This window comes from Providencia rustigianii DSM 4541 (genome assembly GCF_000156395.1).
Taxonomy (GTDB): domain Bacteria; phylum Pseudomonadota; class Gammaproteobacteria; order Enterobacterales; family Enterobacteriaceae; genus Providencia; species Providencia rustigianii.
The window spans coordinates 1-20,754 of record NZ_GG703819.1; the positions used below are offsets into that span (position 1 = coordinate 1).

Below are 20,754 nucleotides of genomic sequence, written 5' to 3' on the forward strand. Positions count from 1 at the left end.
TAGTTCCCGGGTTAAAATCAGTCGATATCGCCATTGGAACCTGATGTTCTCGCAGCAACTCAATCGGTGGTAATTTAGTTTCTCTTAGGAAATAAAATGCGCCCGGTAACAATACCGCAACCGTGCCACTACGTTTTAAAGCCTGAATACCCTTAAGATCCAAATATTCAATATGGTCAACAGACAATCCCTTATAGCTCGCCACCAGCTCACTTCCCCCTAAATTGGAAAGTTGTTCTACATGTCCTTTAACTGGAATTCCTAGTTTTTTAGCCGCAGAGAATAATTTTTCACTCTGCTCCAACGAAAAGCCAACACTTTCGCAGAAGACATCGACAGCTTCAAATAAGCCTTTGCTCCACAATTCAGGCATGATTTTCGTGCAGATTAATTCAATATACTCATCGGGTTTACCTTTATATTCTGGAGGAACCGTATGAGCAGAAAGCAGTGTCGAGCTGACATCAATAGGATAAGTTGCAGATAATTGCTTGGCGACCAACAACTGTTTTTCTTCACTGTCAAAATCGAGTCCATAACCCGATTTCATTTCAATTGTCGTCACACCCTCACGTATTAACGCCTCTAAACGGGGTTTAGAAACAGCGAATAGCTCAGCCTCACTCATTGTTCGTGTAGAACGCACAGTGGAATTAATCCCCCCGCCTTGAGCACTGATGGTTTCATAGGAGACGCCATTCATTCGTTGTTCCCATTCTCCAGCGCGATTCCCACCAAAAACCAAGTGAGTATGGCAATCAATTAATCCCGGAGTGATCAAGCGCCCTGCCACATCAATAATTTCGCAGCCATTAGCATCAACGTCCTTGCTGGGGTGAACTGCCACAATCAGATTATTGCGAACGATTAAGTCATAATTTTCAACTAAGCCGTACGCAGCGCCTATCTCTGGGTCCATCGAAGCAATGCGTCCATTACGCCAAATCACGTCATTTTCTTGTGCTTTAAATAACATAAATCATCCTATGGCAACAGAAGCATTTAATGGCTTCTCATATGGTAGTATAGATATGTATATACAATTAGACTAATTAACCATCTGTTGTCAATCTATACAGAGGAAGAAAGTTATAAATTTGTTATCCGTCGCTAAAATTATTCAGGTGTAACCGTTGATGCTAAAAATAGGTTACACTAATCCCTGTTTTACCTATCTGAAAAAGAATGATTTATCGACAATGAAAAAAAATAAATTCGGTCTAGAAGAAGACGATCTTAATCTATTCAAAGAGGCTATCCGTGGCGCAAAAAAAATTCGCCAAGATAAGATAGTCCATTCACCTGTTCGCACAAAAGTAACACAGCCATCCAGTAAAAAAGTCATGCAAGAACAAGTGGATGCGTCTTTTTATTTTTCAGATGAATTTCAACCTCAATTAGACGATGACGGTCCAACGCGTTATTTAAGACCTGATTCCAATCCTTATGAGTTGAAGAAGCTACGCCGTGGGGATTATGTTCCTGAGTTATTTCTTGATTTACATGGGTTAACTCAAATGGAAGCCAAACAAGAAATTGGCGCGTTAATTGCAGCGTGTAAACGGGAAAATGTCTTTTGCGCCTGCATTATGCATGGGCACGGTAAGCATATTTTAAAACAACAAACACCGCTATGGTTGGCTCAACATCCAGATATTGTCGCCTTTCATCAAGCCCCTAAAGAATGGGGAGGCAATGCTTCATTATTGCTGATCATTGAGACAGCAGAGAGTGCTCGTCGCTAAACACTCTCATTATCGACATACCGTTATTCAGGATTTCATTAATGAAATTTGTGAAGGGCTAAGCATCCATTCTAAATGGCTACTCACCTGTTTTTCATCCACCTCAATACATGCAATGGTTGAGGTAGTGAACATCGGGGGGGCTTCATGGGGGCATAACTCTGAGACTAAATATCCGACTAATGGTAAGTGAGAAACCACTAAAATTGCTTTTGCGCCTAATGAGACATAATCACGAATTTGATCGGCAACCCAAGCCGCATTTCCACCTGGCGTTAATCCTTCCATCGTCTGTGCTTGTTCTGGCAATAGCAAGCTATGACGTATTTCTTGCAGAGTTTGCTCTGCACGTAGATAAGGGCTAACCAATACCGTATCAATATTGGGACGACGCTCATTTAGCCATTGTGCCATTAATAGCGATTCGTCTTTTCCTTTTTGCGTTAATGGCCTAGCCGCATCGCTCGCCGCCTGTATTGCCGCATCACCGTGACGCATAATATAAACTTGCATAATCCACCATCTGTGTAGCCGCTTCTCAATGAAGCTCTATTCTTTTTGTTAAGATAATTATTGTTAAAGATAACCATCAGTTGGGGTGAAGTGAGATTCTGCAACAAACCGCCTGTAAATAAAATGATTTACATTGTTTTTTGTTGATGTTTTTTACTCAATTGCCATAAAAAAACCTGATATCGCAGCCTTTAACTACGCTATCAGGTTGATTACCAATCACTTATTATGGCTAATTTGTAGTCACATTTTCAGTGGAATAGAAACGTGTATTCGAGGCTGCCATTTGTGTCAGCAATTCACACGGGGCGAATTTTTCGCCGTATTTATCCGCCAGAGTTTGTAACGTTTCTACCGTTTTGGCGATACCAAGGTTATCCATATAGTGAAATGGCCCCCCAAAAAATGGCGGAAATCCAATACCAAATACAGCACCAATATCCCCATCACGAGCGCTACGAATAATTTTTTCATCCAAACAACGTGCCGCTTCATTAAGCATTAACATCACACAACGTTGAGCAATATCTGTTTGGCTAGACTTAGCTTCTGGATGGATGCTGAGCAATGAATAGATACCTGCATCAACTTGACGTTTTGGCGCTTTTTTCCAAAATGCTAATTTACTGCCTGTATGTCTATATGAATAAAAACCACGACCATTCTTTTTCCCTTTACGGTCATCATTAACCACTTTATCAAGCGCATCGGGTGCTTTGAAGCGAGCACCAAATCTCTCAACTAAAATAGGCAGGATTTTGGTTCCAACATCAATACCGACTTCATCCAACAGGTGGAAAGGCCCGACAGGAAAACCAAACTTGACCAATGCATTATCAATATGGTCAATGGCATTACCTTCAACTAAGCACTGTGCTGCTTCACATAAGTAAGGTGCTAAAATGCGGTTTACATAGAACCCCGCATCATCCCCAACCACAATCGCTGTTTTCCCTTGGCGCTTAGCGAATGCAATGGTGGTTGCAATCGTTGTTGCATCTGTCTGTTTATGAGGGATAACCTCGACCAACGGCATTTTATCCACGGGGCTAAAATAATGTAATCCAATGACTTTTTCAGGGTGTTCCGCACCCTCCGCTATTTTGTGAATAGGGAGTGATGATGTATTCGATGCAAAAATCGCTTTTCCTTGGGACATTTCTGCAATTTCTGTGACCATTTTTCTTTTTAACGCTAAATCTTCAAATACGGCTTCTACAACGATATTGGCGGTTTCTAGGCCTTGATAATTCACCGAGCCAGAGAGTCGAGCCATAATTGCTGCACGCTCCCGAGCTAATAACCGACGCTTAATCACGCGCTGAGTCAGTAAATCCCAGCTATAACGAAGTGCTTGGGAAATCCCCTTATCCGAAATATCTTTAATACGCACTGAATATTTGCCTAGGGATGCACTCACATAAGCAATTCCGCCGCCCATTAACCCGCCTCCCAGAATACCAACCAATTTGATATTCAATGGCTTAGCATCGGCTCCAGTTTCATTTTTCAATGAGGTAGAGGCAAAAAATAGGCTACGCAATGCTGCCGATTCTGGTGTCATAGCTAATTCACCAAAGGCTTTCGCTTCCTCAGCGAATCCGATTTTTAACCCACTATTCATACCCGCTTTCACAACCTGAATAATTTTTTCAGGTGCCGGATAGTGCCCTTGTGTTTTACTCAAGGTTTTTTCTTTCGCGCTGTTAAATACGGTATTACGCAACAATCGGCTACTCAGTAACCGCTGTTGCCAATGCAGTGGCTTACGGCGAACACTGCCTTTTTGCGCTAATTCAACGGCAGTGGCCAATAAAATAGACTCAGGAACCACATCATCAACCAAGCGCATTTTTAGCGCCTGCTTGCCTTTGATTTGTCGCCCCGTCAACATCATGTCGAGCGCATTGGGAACACCAATTAAACGCGGTAAACGTTGAGTTCCTCCGGAACCGGGGAGTAATCCTAATTGAACTTCTGGTAACCCGAGTTTGGTTTTATCATCTGAGGTACAAATTCGAGCATGGCATGCGAGCGCCAACTCCAAGCCACCACCAAGGCACGCTCCATGGATCGCAGCAATAATGGGCAATGGATAATTTTCAATTTTATCGAACAGCGTGTGACCTTGTTTGGATAACTCACTGGCTTGCTCTTTGCTGGTGCAGCTAGCAATCATGCTAATATCGGCCCCAGCAATAAAACTGTCTTTTTTACCCGAGGTGATCACCAGCCCTTTTAAACCGGAGGTCGATTGTGCTTTCTGTAAGATGGCATAAAACTGTTCTGCAAACTCCGCCTTCAGGGTATTCACTTTTTCATTAGGGACATCGATATAGATCACTCCCACATTTTGGTTGACGATCTCCAACCTAAAAGCTTGATTTCCTGTTCCTGCGTTCTGCGTAGAATGTTGTCCCATTATTCCACCTCCAAAATCATTGCCACGCCTAAGCCACCAGCGGCACAAGCCGTGGTTAAACCAAAACCACCACCCCGTCGGCGTAACTCATTTAATGTTTGGGTCACCATCCGTGCGCCAGTCGCCGCAAATGGATGCCCATAAGCAATAGAGCCACCAAGAACATTAAATTTATCCATGTCGATTTCACCAATGGCTTTATCTAGCCCCAATTTTTCTTGGGCGAATTTCTGACTCGCAAACATTTGGATGTTACTTAATGTTTGCGCAGCAAAAGCTTCGTGCATATCAATCAGTGTCAAATCTTGTAGGGTTAATCCGGCTTTTCGTAATGCTATCGGTGTTGCATAAGAGGGCCCTAATAACATATCTTCCCACACATCGATGGCTGAGAATGCGTAGCTTTTGATATAACCCATTGGGGTATAGCCTAATGCTTTAGCCCGTGATTCTGTCATCATCAAAATTGCCGCTGCACCATCCGTTAATGGGGTACTGTTAGCCGCAGTGACGCTACCGTGTTTACGATCAAAAGCAGGTTTTAGCTTCGCATAGGAGGATAAAACAGAATTTTCGCGTACATTATTGTCTCGGGAAAATGCCTGTTTAAAGGGGGGCATATAGGCGGTCATCACTTCTTTTGCTAAAGCGCCACTTTCCCATGCCTTCGCTGCCAGTAAATGTGAGCGATGGGCTAGTTCGTCTTGTTGCTCTCGCGAAATGTGGTAGCTTTTCGCCATTTGCTCCGCGGTATCCCCCATGCGTAACCCCGTAGAATACTCAGCAACACCAGGTGCAACAGGAATAAGATCTTTGGGTCTTAGCTTGGCAAATAACGCTAATTTTTGCCCCAATGATTTGGCCTTACTTAATGCAAGTAAAGTTTCAGCCAATTTTTTGGAGACGCCAATAGGTAAAACAGAGGATGAATCCGCTCCTCCCGCCACACCGACTGAAATATCCCCCACCATCATACTTTGGGCAACATTGACGATGGCTTGAAAGCTCGTCGCACACGCTCTAGATACGCTGTAGGCATCGGTTGAGACGCTCATTCCTGTACCCAACACAATTTCCCGCGCAATATTTGGCGCTTCAGGCATTTGAACCACTTGCCCAAAGACCAATTGTTCAATGATAGAGGGGTCGATATCACTACGGTGTAGTAACTCGGCAACGACAGCTTTGCCTAAATCTACAGCAGCAATGCCTTGATATGCTGTAGATTGCTTAGCAAAAGGTAAACGTAAGCCGTTAACAATGGCAATTCGTTCCTTTGCGACATGCATGCCTTCGCCATGGTGGGATACTGAGTTCATGGTCGCTCCTGCAAAAAAAGAAGAAAGAAAATTAGTGTTGTTTTGGATACTTAGATAGAGAGGTCAGACCTGTATTGATTGTTAACATAATCTTCACATTTATCAATTGGTGTAGATGAAAAATGCGAGCTCACACACAAGTTACAGTGAAATAGAATTTAAGATAAAAATCTGAGGGAGGAGGATATGAAAAAACCCATTAATTGTTAAAGATGACAATAAGTCAAATAACAGGATTAATGGGCTTTAAAAACAAATTCAAACGTTTGATTAACGCAGGCCTAATTGAAAAATTAGACTCTCTGCTTCACAGCTAAATGCGAACTCCGCAGTTAATTCTACACCACCAGCAACACTGTTAATGGAATGTTTAATTTCACAAGGCTCTGATTCTACTGATCGGGCTTTTTCTGTCAGTGTTTTCAGCATCGCTTCCGCTTCTTGCTGCGTCGCGAAAACATTCTGATACGCAGCGGTGCAGTCTTTATTTTCCAGCACTGTACCTACATCTACACAACAGCACGCAGCGGTTTCGTCTGCGCTACAACGTTTAATCGCATCAGTCATTTTGCTCTCCCAATAAACAAACTGTTAAGCCAGTATCATAACGCTGAAAAAGTCCCAAACACTAGTGATATCAAAATTTATCGCTAATAATTCAATAGAAGTTTGATCTAGTTCCTTATATGAGTATTTCTTTTGCTTTTAACCAAAATGAATGTTGCCATTTTGTTAAATGCATCGCATTTTTGAAAATAAACAACGAACAAATAGCAAACACTCTTGCAACAAACCCAGTGGTCAGACCTATACTCTTCTAACTGGTCTGATTTGTCATTCAGGCAAGCGACCCTACAATTCAGCGCTTCTTGCGATAGAAGTCGCTTATTTAAATAAAACTACTAGAGGGTTTTGGTCATGAGCCAGAAAAACCTATTTACCCGATCAGCTTTGGCAATAGCAGTGGCTGTCATGTCTTCCAATGCAGTTGCAGCTGGTTTTTTGCTGAATGAATATTCAACATCCGCACTAGGACGTGCTTTTTCAGGCGCAGGAGCCGTCGGCGACAACGCAAGTGAAGGTAACCGTAACCCTGCCGCAATGATGTTATTTGATCGACCAACGATGTCGATTGGTGCGGTATATATTGACCCAACCGTTGATATTAAGGGTCGTGATAGCGATGCATTTACTGCCAATAACATCGCTCCGAATGCTTTAGTTCCTAACGCACACTTTATTTTTCCAATTAATGATAAATGGGCAGTAGGTACCTCAATGACCACTAACTTTGGTCTTGCTACTGACTTTCATAAAGATTACGCCGCAGGCCCTATTGGCGGAAAAACAGATTTAAAAACCGTTAACTTGAATTTAAGTGGTGCCTACCGCATCAATGATAATTTTAGCTTTGGTGTGGGTGCTAATGCTGTTTATGCCGATGCAGAAATTACCCGACATGCAGGAAAAAATATTCCATCTCTGGGAATTACACCAAGTACCACCGCAGCTAAGTTGAAAGGTGATGATTGGGGTTATGGCTGGAATGCTGGCTTATTATATGAAATCAACCCAGATAACCGTTTAAGCTTTACTTACCGCTCAAAAGTCAAAGTGAAATTTGAAGAAGGTAAGTATTCTAATGATCTTCCTAAGCTCGTTGGTGGTTTAGGCGGTGAAACAGTCAAAGGCACTTTAGATCTCAATTTACCGGATATCTGGGAATTCTCGGGTTACCATAAAGTCGATCCGAAATGGGCGCTGCATTATAGCGTTTCCTATACAGGCTGGAGCACCTTTAAAGACCTCACTGCCTACGAAAAAAGTAATGGTAAAGAGCTATTCCATAAACCAGAAAACTTTGATGATGCATGGCGTTTAGCGCTAGGTACCACTTACTTCTATGATGATAACTGGACATTCCGTACTGGTATCGCGTATGACGAAAGCCCAGTACCTTCTAAGTACCGTTCAATTTCAATTCCTGACCAAGACCGTTACTGGCTGACCGCAGGTACCACTTACGCATTCAATAAAGATGCGTCTGTCGACTTGGGTATTGCTTATATGCACGGTAAAAAAGTCAATATCGACGAGAAATTGGATGAAAAAAACCCTAACTCAGTGGTGCGCTTCAAATCTGAAGGTTCGGCTTGGTTATATGGCGTGAACTTCAACTATACGTTCTAATCTATTGCATCTCCAATCAGGGGAGTTCGCTCCCCTGATTTATCGTCAACATTCCCTTCCTAACCCTTCATCAAATAAAAATCATCGAATATATCCATTTTTCCTTGACTTTTTTTTGTACAGATTTATATATTAAATATAGCCCGATGTTATTTTATTGTTAATGTCATTTCTGTGGCTTATTGATTTTCCCTTCAATCATTTTTATTTATCAAGTAATGAAAATCACCTAACTACCTTCATTGTTTTGAAATGAAGCGGTATTAGAGTCATTCACAAAAGAGGCAAACATGAGAAAAACTTAGGAGGGTAGTATGGGAACGTTATTCACCATCAGTTTTGTGTGCGTGTTAGTGGTCAGTGCCATCATTGACACAGTGGTAGAACGAGGAAAACAGGAAAATGATTAGCAGTTTATTTATCACTCTCTGATGCTTGCAAACATAGAGAGTGATAAACCCACCAATCTTTCTTCGACCTTTTACTCTTTAATCCTAATCAATTGAATCCAGCTCACCTTCAATCACCGCAGCATTAGGGTTTTCAGCCGGTTGCAAAGTGCCACCTTTCGATAAAAAGTCATTACGCTGGAAATACGCTTCGCGGAACATTAAATATGGGTCAGATGAACTATGCAATAAACCATCTGAATCCAGCAATCTAGCCCGTGTTTCAATCCCTTCTAGCGCCCATTTGCCGGCCGACATCCAGAACGTTAAATAACTCAGCATTGGGTAAAGGTCATCCACCAAATCCCCACCCTGCTCACGTAATGTTGCGCTACCATAGCCAGGCAGAACAACGTAAGGACCATAACCAACATCGTAATAACCTAACGTATTACCAAATCGTTTAGGCTCTTCTTTCACTAATTGAGGGTTTGCCATGCCAGCAACATCAATTAAGCCCCCCATACCGAAAACGGTATTGAGGAAAAAGCGATTAAAATGTTTAAAACCTTGAGCGGGCTCACCGCGAATAAAGCTATTCAGCATGCTTGCCGGTTCTTCAAGGTTACCTAAAAAGTTGCTGAGTCCATTTCTCGCAGGCATTGGTACATAGTCGTTCCAAGCAACGGCTACGGGTCTTAAAATATAAGGATCTAAGACGTTGTAGTTAAAATTGAACATTGCTCGGTTAAAACCTTCAAGAGGGTCTGAACGCTGCTGTGTGACAGGGTCTACACTTGCGCATCCCACAATCAAAACCCCTGCCAGAAGAACGCTACTCATGCGAAACTTCATCATACTCTCCATCCCTTATTCCACCCAACCATGGTGTTTTTTATTGATGATCTTTTATCTGCTTATCATAGAAGCAAATAAAAAAAATTTGTTAATCGTTTTGAGTGGTTTAATAACCTGATGGGTATAATTATAACCTATTTAATTATCAACTTATCATAGGAAATATAATTAATTAGCCTGAAAATAGCGCATAAATGACGTTTAATTACGATTATTGTCGTGAATTCAAAGAGGTTACTTATCTAAAATAAATTTTTACTTAAGAATTAATAGGTCAAAAATAAAGCAGATAATTATCTCTCAGCAACAAAAATGTGGAATTTATCTGTAACAGCTTGATTCAACGGGTGGTGAACAGTAAAATGCCAAGCGCTAATTTGTATTACTTCGATGTCCTCTTAGTTAAACGGATATAACAAGCCCCTCCTAAGGGCTAGTTGCAGGTTCGATTCCTGCAGGGGACACCAGCACAAGCCACTCTAAAGAATCTCTCACCCAAAAGACGTAATTTAGCCTTGATAGAAAACTGCCATAGCAACGCTCCTAACCTTATTCATATAAACAAGAAGAGAAGCGTGTTTTATTGATGTTTAGAAGTCTACTTTTATCGCTATTTAGGCCGTTGCTCTAGCTCTTTCGCTAAGAAGTAATTCAAGAAGGTTCGTATCACTGCAATGATCCCAAGTTTAATCAAGCTATCTAAATCAGGGTCTATTGTTGTCGCTAAAATATCGGCAGCTAATTGAAATTCTAATGCCATCGCAAGCCAGTTTCCAAAACAATAGCGAGCAACTCTTTCTCCCTTTAACTGACATAAAACTACCAGCGTTTTACCTAGCCCAATAACAACACAAATAACCGAGATCGTTTCCAACAGTAGCTGTAAAAAATGAACACACCCAACCAATAATTCACGTAAAAAATTTAAATCGAACATAGAAAACCTCAATCACATATTTTATATTGAATCAGTTTAGGCAATTGACTCAAAAAAACATATATGGATTTCATAAAAAACTAAACCAGACTATTTCCTCTGATGCTAATAAAATTTAACTGACATGCATATTTCGGGGAGTCGTCTTAGTGGTATCGTAAACTTCACTTACTTTTAAGCCCCTATTTCGTTTTATCTTTTGCCCTGATATTATTTTTGCCAGTATTCCTATTTCACGGATTAGTTTTTATGCGAACAATCTTTATTTTATTTCTTTGTAGCCTAATAATAGGTTGTGCAAAGGAAAAATCGCCTTCAATTTTCATGGTGGGCATGACACCAAACGAAGTCATTCAGATAGCAGGCGTACCGGAGGAGCAATCTAAACAGGAAGAATATACCTTGTTTGTTTATCATGATAGGCAACAACCAGAAGCCTCACAGCAAATAACAGACCGCTGGTTTATTTTTAAAAATATTCAGTTACTGGAGTATTCTACTCAATATTTGAATCCATCCAGCACTAAAAAAACTCAATTAAGATTAACTGCAAGTAAAATACTATCTCAATGGATCGATAGCCAAAAATTGACGACTAACCCATCTGCGTCAAAAAATTAACCTTTGAACCATGTAAGATACTCACGAATTTGCCCAACAACAATTGATAGCCCTAAAGAGGAAGCACCGGCTATACCATAAGGTAATAGCGGTGCAATAATACCACTCCAATTGCTCACTATTTTTAGTGCATGTAGAATAAATTCTTGTAATTTATAAAGGTAAGCGAGTAGCATATTTATCTCTGTTAACTTATTTTTTGTATTCGCCAAATTTTTCTTCAGTGATGCTAATAATTCGTCTAGTCCTAAAATAGTTCCGTTCGATGCGACACTTTTATTTTCTGTGAAGCGAAATATAGTCCTAGTTAGTAAATCTATCTTACCTTGATAGTAATTAATTAAATTCTCTATTGATGTCTTTAATTCCTCTACTGCCATAATTTCCGTATCAATATTTAAACTATCATTTAAGCTATCTAATTCATCATTTAAATTTACTATTTTAGATTCTATTTCAGTAATTAATTGAGCCGTGCTTTCGCTCACTAACTCTGTCGCCTGCTGTTTTAACTCAGTAATGCCATCATCTAAAATATTAATATTCAAATCCAGCGCATCTAATACACGCTTCGATGAATTAGTAAAAACGTCAGATAATGGAATCACACTTTCTGTCTGATACACCAATAGGTCATTATGTAAGGTGACTAACGAACTTCTTGTTTCGCCTAACGCTAAAGCTGATGAATAATAATTTTTCATCTTATTTTTCCTCTGTATTTTGGTTTCAGTTTCCACCAAGATACTAGCGCTCACCGGCGACCTATCAACATTAAATAAAGATAGATAACACCGAATAATATGCATTCAATATGACTTTTCAAAAGGCTATATTTCCTTTTATTTATTCTTAATCAGATGGTCATAGAAGGATAAATAACTGATGAAAAATCAAAATATTAATTAATCATTGCCTACTGCGTGGAACCTCGTAAAATCCCCCCTAAATCTTCAGAAAAATGTGAATTCTATGACCTTAACCATTGTTGTTTTTGTACTGGTTTATGTTGCCATGGCATTTGGCAAACTACCGGGCTTTAAAGTAGATAGAACCGGCGCAGCCGTTATTGGCGCATTAGCTATGATGGCGATCGGCAGCATTACACCACCCAATGCATGGAATGCCATCGATTACCGTACTATTGGAATGTTATTTGGTTTAATGGTGGTATCTGCTTCTTTCGTAGTCTCTGGCTTCTACAGTTGGACTGCAAATCGTGTCGCAATGCTAAAGGTCAGTGCGCCTACATTATTAGCCGTGCTGATTGCGGTGGGCGGGTTGTTATCTGCATTGCTAACAAATGATGTCGTCGTTGTCGCTATGACTCCACTTCTGGTATCAATTACATTATCTCGGGGATTGAATCCAATACCATTCCTACTAGGCTTCTGTTTTGCTGCCAATAATGGGGCGACAGGTTCACTGATCGGTAGTCCTCAAAATATGATTGCCGCCCAAGGGTTAGATATTTCATTTGTTGGTCTACTCCAAGCTTCTGCAATCCCAGCACTACTCTCCTTGCCTATTACTTGGGCTATTTTAGTGTGGCTATACCGTAATCGCTGGTATTTAGAAAAACAATCGAGTGGAGCGCCCATCTCAACCTCTCCAAGCGCCACGTTAAATACATGGGAAACCGCTAAAGCAGGCATTATTACACTGGCAGTCATTGTGGCTTTTGTCGTCAGTGATATCCCTAAAGAATTGATCGCTTTGACCGCAGCTGGGTTTTTACTGCTTAACCGGTCGATTGCCTCCAGTGATATGCTGAAATTAGTCGATGGTAATTTATTACTATTAATCATGGGATTATTTGTCGTCAATGCGGCATTTTCAGGCACCGGATTACCCCAACAAATGCTCAATGATTTACGGGCTCATGGGGTTGAATTGAATAACCCGCTAGTGCTCTTTTTAGTCACTGGCGTGCTTAGCACTATTGTGGGAAATAACCCATCCGTAATGCTATTAGTCCCTTTCTTAACACCAGATGGTAATGCTGACTCCCTCGGAGCAGCACTTGTTTTAGGTTCCGGTTTTTCCAGTAACTTATTTATTTTTGGTAGCTTGGCGGGGATCATTGTTGTTGAACAAGCTGCGGCTTATGGTGTGAAAATTTCATTTTCTGAATTTGCTAAATCAGGAGGAATTGTTGCTGCATTCTGTATGCTGCTGGCGACCGCTTGGATTTGGTTAGTACTTTAATCTCATTTAAGGAGGCTTTTATAACTCAAAAGCCTCCTTGTTATGAAGTAACCCCATAAAGTTGGACGATTATTGATTCCACGCTGCCGGTTCAATAAATCCATCATAAATACGTTGTGAACGAATATAATCTGCGTATTCTTTAGATTCAAAGGCCTCTTTTAAATCTTTAGCCCACTGAGAATCGAGATCTTTTTGTAATACACTCACGACCACACGATGCTCTAATGGGGAATTTTCCACCACTAATCCATCCGCTATACGCTGCCCTGCACTCGCTACATAGTTACCATTCACCACAACAAAATCAACATCTTCCAGTAAACGTAAACCTTGGGCTGCATCAGTTTCACGAATATCAAGCTTATATTTAGCAGGCTCAATATCATTCACGCTAAAGCTTAATGTACTTACATTGGGCTTAATTTTAATCCAACCCAAATCCTCTAAGATACGCGCTCCACGTTCTGCATTTACGGGGTCATTCGACAACGCCACAATCATGCCATCTTTAACTTCACTCAATGATTTATGTTTATTAGAACGTAAACTTTGAGGTGCACTCGGTGAGTCCGCCAGTGCTACCATATTAATATTATTTTTCTCATTATAGGCTTCCATATAAGCGCGGCTTTGATTTACAGATGCATCAATCGCACCCTCTTCAAAAGCTGGGTTAATTTGTCTATTTTGTGAAAACTGGCGTAAATTAACCTGATAACCTTTTTTCTCTAAAATAGGCACAATTCCCTTCTCAACCTGGTCAATATAATTTCCCACACCAAAACCAATGGTAATTTGCTTTTTATCCGGGTTGGTTTGTTCATTATTATCACCACATCCAGCTAAGAAAATTACTGCTGTGGCAATTAAAGAAATATTTATTAATTTTTGTTTTAACATTTTAAAGGATCCTGTTGTGTCATTTTTCTGGAGTATAAACAGGATTTTTTTATCCACTTAGACCATATCGTTATAACTTAAATCTGAATAGATATATCAAAATCCCCTAATTCAAATAGTTATAACTATATAACTAATAGATAGTTCGAATAGTGATGTAATTGATATGTAATAAAGGAGATAACAATATTTAAATAAAGTGAGTACTTTTATGACTATTATAAAAAATGATTTAATTAATTCTCTCTTGAACCTAACGCCAGAATCAGAATTAGTGCAAATCCGCTTAGAGCGCCCTGTTGCAACGGAAAATACCCAAGCTGCTTTTGAGACCATCTTCTCAACGCCTTCCGTAGAATTGCCAACGAATATTAAATATTATTTTGCTTATGAAACGGCTAAGCAAACAGGGAGCCAAATACTCGCTAATCATTATTTAGCGCAATTAAATGCTCAACCAGAGGTTGTTTTTTCTCCTGCGTTGGAGTTGGCGAAAAAATATTTACTGATCTTGGTGAATACACCTAAAGCTACCGATTTTACATTAATTCAGCAGTTTATTGATTTAGGCTGGTCAGAATCCGATATTATTTTATTGGCGCAATTAATTACCTTCGTCACCTACCAAGCACGGTTAGTCGATGGATTTAGCTTATTAGAAAATCACAATTCTCATCAGATAAAGACAAATAAAGTCGTTGCAGGGAAATGGAATAATCGCCCAACCACCCAAAAAGGACAGCCGTCACCCACTGTATTTACTCAAGATGAGTTAGGCTGGGAATCTTGGTTAACTGCCCGAGAAGCTAGCAACCTTGATACAGAAGAAACCCAAACCATGAAAAAATTTGGGCAATTAAATTCAGAGTATTTTTTACTTCTTGCCCATCAAAGCAAAATTTTAGAGATCCGCACACTGATTGACCGTGGTATTTTTTATACTTCCGGAGGACTAGCTCGTTGGGAACGTGAACTGGCGGCGGCTGTCGTCAGTAAAGTTAATGGATGTATTTATTGCGCTTCTGTCCATGCCCGTAAAGCAAGCCAATACGCTAAAGAACATCGAACTGATGTGGATAATTTACTAGCGACGCCTTCTGGCACGATATTAGCTGATGGTTATGATGATAGATTACAGGCCATTATTGATTTTGTTGCTTCACTTTCAGCAACACCAATTCAAAGTTCATCAGAGCAAATCACTGCATTACGTTCATTGGGATTATCCGAATTAGAGTTACTTGACCTTATTCAATCCACCGCATTTTTTGCATGGGCAAACCGCTTAATGCTCTCACTGGGTGAGCCTTTCGAAATAACAAAAAATAAGGAATGATGCCATGGAACAGGTTATCGGCTTGGCCGTGTTAGAAAAACAGATTGAGCAAGACTTACAATATCTTAATTTACCAATAACCTCTTGGTCATTATCCGAAAATGACTTATCCGATCAGAAAATTGATGTGGCTATTATTGGCGCAGGAATGTCTGGGATTACAGCCGCTTTCGCTCTAAAATTACGAGGCGTTAATGCCGTAGTATTTGACCAAGCGTCATCAGGAAAGGAGGGACCATGGCAAACACCCGCGTTGATGGAAACACTGCGCTCCCCAAAACAAGTCGTTGGTCCTGCGTTAGCTACACCATCACTGACCTTCCAAGCATGGTTCAAAGCTCAGTTTGGTGAACAAGCATGGCTAGAGCTAGATAAAATTCCTCGCCTGCAATGGGGTGAATACCTTCAATGGTTTAAGTCTATGACTCAACCCATCGTCTTCAATCAGTATCAATTGATTGATATACAGTTAAACCCCCAAGGACGAGAGTTACTATTTAATACGCCAAAAGGCTTAACCCATTTTGTTGCTCAACATGTGATCCTTGCTACAGGTATGGAGTCCTTCAGTGAGCCAAATATTCCTGAGTTTATGAATAATATTCCAAATACATTTTGGGAACATTCATATGCGGGTAGTGATTACCAACGATTTAAAGGATTAGATATTGGGGTTGTGGGTTATAGCGCAGGAGCCATGGACAGCACAGCAACAGCTTTAGAGCATGGCGCAAACTCCGTGGAAATTTTAATTCGTGCCAATGATATGCCACGTGTAAATCGAGGAAAAGTCGCGGGGAGTGCTGGATTTACCAATGCATATCACTATTTTACAGATGCTCAAAAATGGCATTATGCTGACTATGTTCTGAAAGCAAAAACTCCCTCGCCACAAGGTAGTACTTTACGCGTTTCCCGCCATGAAAATGCCTATTTTAATTTCAACACTCAAGTGAACCATGTGCAGTTGGATGGCAATAAACTGCATATTTCCACAACGAATGGAAATTTTATTCTCGACTATTTGATCTTAGCGACTGGTTATCGCATCAATTGGAATAAACACAGCGCATTCCAACGTTTAGCTCCATTTATTAAAACTTGGGGAGATGTATACACGCCGCCTGCTGATGAAGAAAATAGCGAACTCGCTGCTCACCCTTACCTCGGTGAACATTTTGAATTACAAGCAAAATCAGGTTATGCATTCCCTTATATCGACCACTTTTATTGCTTTAATTTAAGTGCGTCATTAAGTATGGGTCCCGTCATCGGCCTCATTCCAGGCACAAATACAGGCGCTGAACGTTTAGCCGACCATATCGCTGCAAAATTGTATCTTGCTCATCAGGAACAACATCTTGAACTTGTGAAAAATAGTTCTGAGTACGAATTACTTGGACATGAGTGGCAACCAGCATTACCACCTAAAAACCGTGTGCAACTTACTGAGAATGAGGGGTGAATATGATCACATTTCAAAATGTCCAAAAAGTGTATGAGAAAGATGGGCAATCTTTAGTTGCACTTCAAGATATTAATTTGCATATCAATAAAGGGGATATTTTTGGTTTTATTGGTTATAGCGGCGCAGGGAAAAGCTCACTAATCCGCTTAGTTAATCAACTGGAAAAACCCTCAAATGGTGCCGTTGTCATTGATCAGCAAAATATTGCGGAACATAGTCCAGCACAAATCCGAGCACATAAAAAAAGTATTGGCATGATCTTTCAACATTTTAATTTGCTGGAAACCAAGACTGTGGCTCAAAATATCGCTATGCCACTAAAGCTATTAGGTATTAATAGGCAAGAAATTGAGCGCCGAGTTGATAATATCCTTGAGTATGTGGAGCTAAGCGATAAAAAAAATCAGTATCCAAATCAGCTATCTGGAGGGCAGAAACAGCGTGTTGGTATCGCGCGGGCTTTGATCAATAACCCTCAGATTTTGCTGTGTGATGAAGCAACCTCTGCGTTAGATCCCCAAACTACAGGGGCAATTCTCTCGTTACTACAGAAAATTAATCGTGAACAAAACATCACCATTTTACTAGTGACCCATGAAATGGAAGTCATCGAGCAAATTTGTAATCGTGTTGCGGTTATGGAATCCGGAAAAATAGTAGAAGAAGGCACTGTACTAGATATTTTTGCTCAACCACAACATTCGACGACACAAAAATTCGTCCGAACCGTTTTAAATGAAGAGATCCCTGAACGCGTTCTTCATCAACTCGAACATCAAGAAGATGTTTATCGATTAGAGTTTTTAGGTAAATCAGCACAGGAGCCAGTTGTTAATGAGCTGATTATCAAAAATATTGTCAAAGTAAATATCCTTTTTGCCAATATGAAGGAAATTAACGGCGTAGTGCTGGGAAGTATGTTTGTCCAAATACTCGGCAATAAGCAACAAATTGATGAAGCGGTAGATTACTTGCGCCAACGGGGTGTTGCAGTGAATAAGGGAACTTTATGAGCCAATTTTTTGAAACCGCATTAACCAGTAAGCAATTCTTACTTGCCATGTCTGAAACGTTTACCATGGTCAGTATTGCTCTTGTACTTGGCTCTATATTAGGTGTTTCATTAGGAATTTTATTAGTGATCACCAGACCAGATGGGATCTGGGAAAATAAAACGCTCTATCGCATTATTAACCCGATTATTAATATCTTCCGCTCCTTACCTTTTATTATTCTATTAGTGGCTATCATTCCGTTAACTCGATTTGTCGTTGGAACTTCAATTGGAACAACCGCAGCAATTGTTCCTTTGGTCATTTATATTGCGCCCTATACCGCTCGATTAGTAGAGAATTCACTACTCAGTGTACATTCTGGCATTATCGAAGCCGCTGATGCTATGGGTGCGACTAATTGGCAAATTGTTTGGCACTTTATTTTACCTGAAGCAAAATCGTCACTGATTTTGAGTTTAACTGCAGCAAGTATCACCCTGGTTGGCGCAACCGCCATGGCTGGTGCCGTAGGCGGAGGTGGTGTTGGCGACTTAGCGCTTAATTATGGTTATCAGAGTTTTGACAATGTTGCAATGGCGATTACTGTCGTTACGTTAGTGATCATTGTTCAAGGAATACAGTTTATTGGTGATTATCTGGCTAAAAAGGCTCGTTTTCACTAGCTGTAAATTTGTCGGCAGTAATTCTCTGCCGACTTTTATTAATACTTCCCTATCAGAATCTGACTTCTCCATCTCGAGTCTTTCATCAAACTTCATCTTACTCGTCAAAAATAAGGTAATTTCGACTAATTTCACAAAAAATCGTGCTATATCTGCAAATTAACTTTTTAAAAATACAATAAAATATCAATATATTTAAAGTGATTCATATATAATCATAATATTCTGTAGCAAAATGTTTATTTATGCATTTGAAGTTAAAATATCATCCAACTGCATATTTTTGTCACTTTAATAAAATCAAGAGCTACTTCGTACGCTTTGCGATGCATCGTCAGCGTTTTATCAACCACTTAACTGACAACTGATTATGCCGACTATTGAACAACTGATTTTACTTTCATCTATATTGATTTTACTGGGTATTTTTTCTAGTAAACTCTCTGCAAGATTAGGCTTACCCATGCTGGTTATGTTCCTATTTGTCGGCATGCTAGCGGGAGAAGATGGTCTTGGAAAAATAACCTTTGATAATGTTAACGTTTCTTATGCTGTCGGATCCCTTGCGCTCGCTATAATTTTATTTGATGGTGGTTTACAGACTTCCGTTAAATCCATCAAATTAGTTTGGAAACCTGCATTTACCCTCGCTACCTTTGGGGTTTTAGTGACGGCAGGGATCACAGGACTCGCAGCTGCATATATCCTTGGTATACCTCTTCTTGAAGGATTGTTGCTTGGAGCAATAGTCGGTTCAACTGATGCTGCCGCAGTATTTTCATTATTACGTAATGCAGGGATCTACCTTAATGAACGTTTACAAGCCACATTAGAGATAGAAAGTGCAACCAACGATCCAATGGCTATTTTTTTAACGGTTGGTCTATTGCAGCTACTTATGAATCCTCAAGCAACAGGAAGTGAACTTGCTTTACTGTTTGTCAGCCAGATGGGGGTTGGTGCAGCGGTGGGTATTAGTGTCGGCTGGATTTCGATTAAAATCATCAATAAAATTAAATTGTTAACCGCTGGGCTCTATCCTGTGCTTGTTGCTGCCTGTGGTTTATTTTCCTTCGGTGTTGCCAGTAATTTAGGTGGTAGCGGGTTCTTGTCTATATTTATTACCGGAGTGGTCATCGGGAATCATTCATTTGTATTTCAACGTAATACCTTTTTATTTCATGATGGACTCGCGTGGTTAAGCCAAATCATCATGTTCGTCATGTTAGGGCTATTGGTGAATCCAAGCTCATTAATCGAAGTATGGCAAGAGGGGTTAATGATCGCATTAGTATTAACATTCATCGCACGCCCATTAGCCGTGATTCCTGTACTAAAAATATTTGGTTTTACTCGAAATGAAAACACCCTGATATCTTGGGTTGGCCTAAGAGGATCAGTCCCAATTATTCTGGCTATATTCCCATTTATTTATGGTCTACCTGGCGCAAACCTTATTTTTGATGTGGTATTCTTCGTCGTATTAATTTCAGCGACTCTACAAGGCTCTACATTACCTTATTTTGCACGACGATTAAATCTGATGCAGCCACCGCCGTTGATACCAGCGGCAACCTTAGATATCACAGCTGTTGATCAAATTGATGCCGATTTAGTGGAATATACACTTGGTGATGACTGTTCAGCGGTAGGTCGCCGTTTGTCAGAATTAGCCTTACCCGATCAAACTGTTATCGCCATGATAACCCGAGGAAAAAGCGTCCTTCCTCCTAGAGGCTCAACCACGCTATTAGCTAGAGACCACTTATTTGTTGTTCTAAAACCTCAAAATAGAGCATTTCTAGAGCGTTTATTCTCTGGAAAAACAGCTTTAGCATTAGAACCTATTGAGTTGCCAGAAACAGGATTAAGCTTAAAAGGAACGACTCGAATCAATGAAATATTCGAATCTTATGGTATCCAACTGGAAGTGGATTCCAACAAAACATTGGATCACTTTATTCACGTAAATACGGATAACCAGCCAGTACAAGGAAATATTATTAGATTGGATAATATACAGATAAAGATTGAGGAAATGATTGGCCCGCGAATTGTTACGGTGATATTGGAACCAGTAAAATTAGAGCTAAGCTAGCCTATTGAGAAAAATTTCAATTCTGTAAGAATTCACATTTCGTTTTTAGGAATTCGATTATATATAAAA

18 protein-coding genes and 1 tRNA gene are annotated in these 20,754 nt (G+C 40.2%); 10 read left to right on the forward strand and 9 right to left on the reverse strand.

The window, feature by feature from the left end; genetic code table 11:
• On the reverse strand, nt 1-976 hold a 976-nt coding region (gene hutI, locus PROVRUST_RS09805; protein WP_006814636.1), incomplete at its 3' end, for an imidazolonepropionase.
• Nucleotides 977-1,199: 223 nt separating this feature from the next.
• Here hutI and smrB point away from each other — a divergent pair.
• Complete coding sequence (gene smrB / locus PROVRUST_RS09810; protein WP_039855025.1) at nt 1,200-1,745, forward strand: endonuclease SmrB; 546 nt, start codon at nt 1,200-1,202, stop codon at nt 1,743-1,745.
• Between the two features lie 27 nt (nt 1,746-1,772).
• On the opposite strand, the gene sixA is transcribed toward smrB, so the two are convergent.
• The 4 genes from sixA to PROVRUST_RS09830 all read right to left on the reverse strand — a co-directional run bounded on the left by sixA (nt 1,773) and on the right by PROVRUST_RS09830 (nt 6,566).
• The gene (gene sixA / locus PROVRUST_RS09815; protein ID WP_006814638.1) at nt 1,773-2,258 is read right to left on the reverse strand and encodes a phosphohistidine phosphatase SixA; all 486 of its coding nucleotides are present in this window, start codon (nt 2,256-2,258) and stop codon (nt 1,773-1,775) included.
• Between the two features lie 232 nt (nt 2,259-2,490).
• Complete coding sequence (gene fadJ / locus PROVRUST_RS09820; protein WP_006814639.1) at nt 2,491-4,680, reverse strand: fatty acid oxidation complex subunit alpha FadJ; 2,190 nt, start codon at nt 4,678-4,680, stop codon at nt 2,491-2,493.
• A complete protein-coding gene (gene fadI / locus PROVRUST_RS09825) occupies nt 4,680-5,999 on the reverse strand; it encodes an acetyl-CoA C-acyltransferase FadI (protein ID WP_039855028.1) in 1,320 nt (439 codons plus the stop codon). The genes fadJ and fadI overlap by 1 nt, the downstream gene beginning before the upstream one ends.
• A 270-nt stretch (nt 6,000-6,269) precedes the next feature.
• Nucleotides 6,270-6,566 (reverse strand): YfcZ/YiiS family protein, encoded by a 297-nt coding sequence (locus PROVRUST_RS09830; RefSeq protein ID WP_006814641.1) that lies wholly within the window; start codon nt 6,564-6,566, stop codon nt 6,270-6,272.
• A gap of 351 nt (nt 6,567-6,917) precedes the next feature.
• Between PROVRUST_RS09830 and fadL the strand changes: the two genes are divergently transcribed.
• Entirely contained in the window at nt 6,918-8,189 is a 1,272-nt protein-coding gene (fadL, locus tag PROVRUST_RS09835) for a long-chain fatty acid transporter FadL (RefSeq protein WP_006814642.1), read from the forward strand.
• 494 nt (nt 8,190-8,683) lie between these two features.
• On the opposite strand, the gene mlaA is transcribed toward fadL, so the two are convergent.
• Nucleotides 8,684-9,433, reverse strand: a complete 750-nt coding sequence (mlaA, locus tag PROVRUST_RS09840; protein WP_039855030.1) for a phospholipid-binding lipoprotein MlaA — start codon at nt 9,431-9,433, stop codon at nt 8,684-8,686.
• Nucleotides 9,434-9,828: 395 nt separating this feature from the next.
• Between mlaA and PROVRUST_RS09845 the strand changes: the two genes are divergently transcribed.
• Nucleotides 9,829-9,903, forward strand: a tRNA-Arg gene (locus PROVRUST_RS09845).
• Between the two features lie 143 nt (nt 9,904-10,046).
• On the opposite strand, the gene PROVRUST_RS09850 is transcribed toward PROVRUST_RS09845, so the two are convergent.
• Nucleotides 10,047-10,373, reverse strand: a complete 327-nt coding sequence (locus tag PROVRUST_RS09850; protein ID WP_006814644.1) for a DUF1622 domain-containing protein — start codon at nt 10,371-10,373, stop codon at nt 10,047-10,049.
• A 333-nt stretch (nt 10,374-10,706) separates the two neighbouring features.
• Here PROVRUST_RS09850 and PROVRUST_RS09855 point away from each other — a divergent pair, with 333 nt between their 5' ends.
• Nucleotides 10,707-10,994, forward strand: a complete 288-nt coding sequence (locus tag PROVRUST_RS09855; protein WP_039855382.1) for a hypothetical protein — start codon at nt 10,707-10,709, stop codon at nt 10,992-10,994.
• Here PROVRUST_RS09855 and PROVRUST_RS09860 read toward each other — a convergent pair.
• The gene (locus tag PROVRUST_RS09860; protein WP_039855032.1) at nt 10,991-11,698 is read right to left on the reverse strand and encodes a hypothetical protein; all 708 of its coding nucleotides are present in this window, start codon (nt 11,696-11,698) and stop codon (nt 10,991-10,993) included. The genes PROVRUST_RS09855 and PROVRUST_RS09860 overlap by 4 nt on opposite strands.
• A gap of 268 nt (nt 11,699-11,966) precedes the next feature.
• Here PROVRUST_RS09860 and PROVRUST_RS09865 point away from each other — a divergent pair, with 268 nt between their 5' ends.
• Nucleotides 11,967-13,202: an ArsB/NhaD family transporter gene (locus tag PROVRUST_RS09865; protein ID WP_006814647.1), complete on the forward strand. Its 1,236-nt coding sequence runs from the start codon at nt 11,967-11,969 to the stop codon at nt 13,200-13,202.
• Nucleotides 13,203-13,271: 69 nt separating this feature from the next.
• Here the strand turns inward: PROVRUST_RS09865 and PROVRUST_RS09870 are convergent, their stop codons facing one another.
• Nucleotides 13,272-14,105 carry a MetQ/NlpA family ABC transporter substrate-binding protein gene (locus PROVRUST_RS09870; protein ID WP_039855034.1) on the reverse strand — a complete coding sequence of 278 codons (834 nt, stop codon included), beginning with the start codon at nt 14,103-14,105 and terminating at the stop codon, nt 13,272-13,274.
• Nucleotides 14,106-14,316: 211 nt separating this feature from the next.
• Between PROVRUST_RS09870 and PROVRUST_RS09875 the strand changes: the two genes are divergently transcribed.
• The 5 genes from PROVRUST_RS09875 (at nt 14,317) to PROVRUST_RS09895 (ending at nt 20,685) form a co-directional block, all read left to right on the forward strand.
• Entirely contained in the window at nt 14,317-15,441 is a 1,125-nt protein-coding gene (locus PROVRUST_RS09875) for an alkylhydroperoxidase domain protein (RefSeq protein WP_006814649.1), read from the forward strand.
• A 4-nt stretch (nt 15,442-15,445) separates the two neighbouring features.
• Nucleotides 15,446-16,906, forward strand: coding sequence for an FAD/NAD(P)-binding protein (locus PROVRUST_RS09880; protein WP_006814650.1), 1,461 nt, complete (start codon nt 15,446-15,448; stop codon nt 16,904-16,906).
• A gap of 2 nt (nt 16,907-16,908) precedes the next feature.
• A complete protein-coding gene (locus PROVRUST_RS09885; protein ID WP_006814651.1) occupies nt 16,909-17,922 on the forward strand; it encodes a methionine ABC transporter ATP-binding protein in 1,014 nt (337 codons plus the stop codon).
• On the forward strand, nt 17,919-18,587 hold the full coding sequence (locus PROVRUST_RS09890) for a methionine ABC transporter permease (RefSeq protein ID WP_006814652.1): 669 nt from the start codon (nt 17,919-17,921) through the stop codon (nt 18,585-18,587). The genes PROVRUST_RS09885 and PROVRUST_RS09890 overlap by 4 nt, the downstream gene beginning before the upstream one ends.
• Nucleotides 18,588-18,957: 370 nt before the next feature.
• Nucleotides 18,958-20,685 carry a potassium/proton antiporter gene (locus PROVRUST_RS09895; RefSeq protein WP_006814654.1) on the forward strand — a complete coding sequence of 576 codons (1,728 nt, stop codon included), beginning with the start codon at nt 18,958-18,960 and terminating at the stop codon, nt 20,683-20,685.
• Nucleotides 20,686-20,754 lie beyond the last annotated feature (69 nt).

What these genes read in the sequence shown, in the direction of transcription:
- sixA (WP_006814638.1), bottom strand. Translation starts at nt 2,258, where the DNA reads ATGCAAGTTTATATTATGCGTCACGGTGATGCGGCAATACAGGCGGCG.
- PROVRUST_RS09890 (WP_006814652.1), top strand. Translation starts at nt 17,919, where the DNA reads ATGAGCCAATTTTTTGAAACCGCATTAACCAGTAAGCAATTCTTACTT.
- PROVRUST_RS09875 (WP_006814649.1), top strand. Translation starts at nt 14,317, where the DNA reads ATGACTATTATAAAAAATGATTTAATTAATTCTCTCTTGAACCTAACG.
- PROVRUST_RS09830 (WP_006814641.1), bottom strand. Translation starts at nt 6,566, where the DNA reads ATGACTGATGCGATTAAACGTTGTAGCGCAGACGAAACCGCTGCGTGC.
- fadI (WP_039855028.1), bottom strand. Translation starts at nt 5,999, where the DNA reads ATGAACTCAGTATCCCACCATGGCGAAGGCATGCATGTCGCAAAGGAA.
- PROVRUST_RS09870 (WP_039855034.1), bottom strand. Translation starts at nt 14,105, where the DNA reads ATGTTAAAACAAAAATTAATAAATATTTCTTTAATTGCCACAGCAGTA.
- mlaA (WP_039855030.1), bottom strand. Translation starts at nt 9,433, where the DNA reads ATGAAGTTTCGCATGAGTAGCGTTCTTCTGGCAGGGGTTTTGATTGTG.
- PROVRUST_RS09895 (WP_006814654.1), top strand. Translation starts at nt 18,958, where the DNA reads ATGCCGACTATTGAACAACTGATTTTACTTTCATCTATATTGATTTTA.
- PROVRUST_RS09855 (WP_039855382.1), top strand. Translation starts at nt 10,707, where the DNA reads ATGACACCAAACGAAGTCATTCAGATAGCAGGCGTACCGGAGGAGCAA.
- PROVRUST_RS09885 (WP_006814651.1), top strand. Translation starts at nt 16,909, where the DNA reads ATGATCACATTTCAAAATGTCCAAAAAGTGTATGAGAAAGATGGGCAA.
- fadJ (WP_006814639.1), bottom strand. Translation starts at nt 4,680, where the DNA reads ATGGGACAACATTCTACGCAGAACGCAGGAACAGGAAATCAAGCTTTT.
- smrB (WP_039855025.1), top strand. Translation starts at nt 1,200, where the DNA reads ATGAAAAAAAATAAATTCGGTCTAGAAGAAGACGATCTTAATCTATTC.
- PROVRUST_RS09850 (WP_006814644.1), bottom strand. Translation starts at nt 10,373, where the DNA reads ATGTTCGATTTAAATTTTTTACGTGAATTATTGGTTGGGTGTGTTCAT.
- fadL (WP_006814642.1), top strand. Translation starts at nt 6,918, where the DNA reads ATGAGCCAGAAAAACCTATTTACCCGATCAGCTTTGGCAATAGCAGTG.
- PROVRUST_RS09865 (WP_006814647.1), top strand. Translation starts at nt 11,967, where the DNA reads ATGACCTTAACCATTGTTGTTTTTGTACTGGTTTATGTTGCCATGGCA.
- PROVRUST_RS09880 (WP_006814650.1), top strand. Translation starts at nt 15,446, where the DNA reads ATGGAACAGGTTATCGGCTTGGCCGTGTTAGAAAAACAGATTGAGCAA.
- PROVRUST_RS09860 (WP_039855032.1), bottom strand. Translation starts at nt 11,698, where the DNA reads ATGAAAAATTATTATTCATCAGCTTTAGCGTTAGGCGAAACAAGAAGT.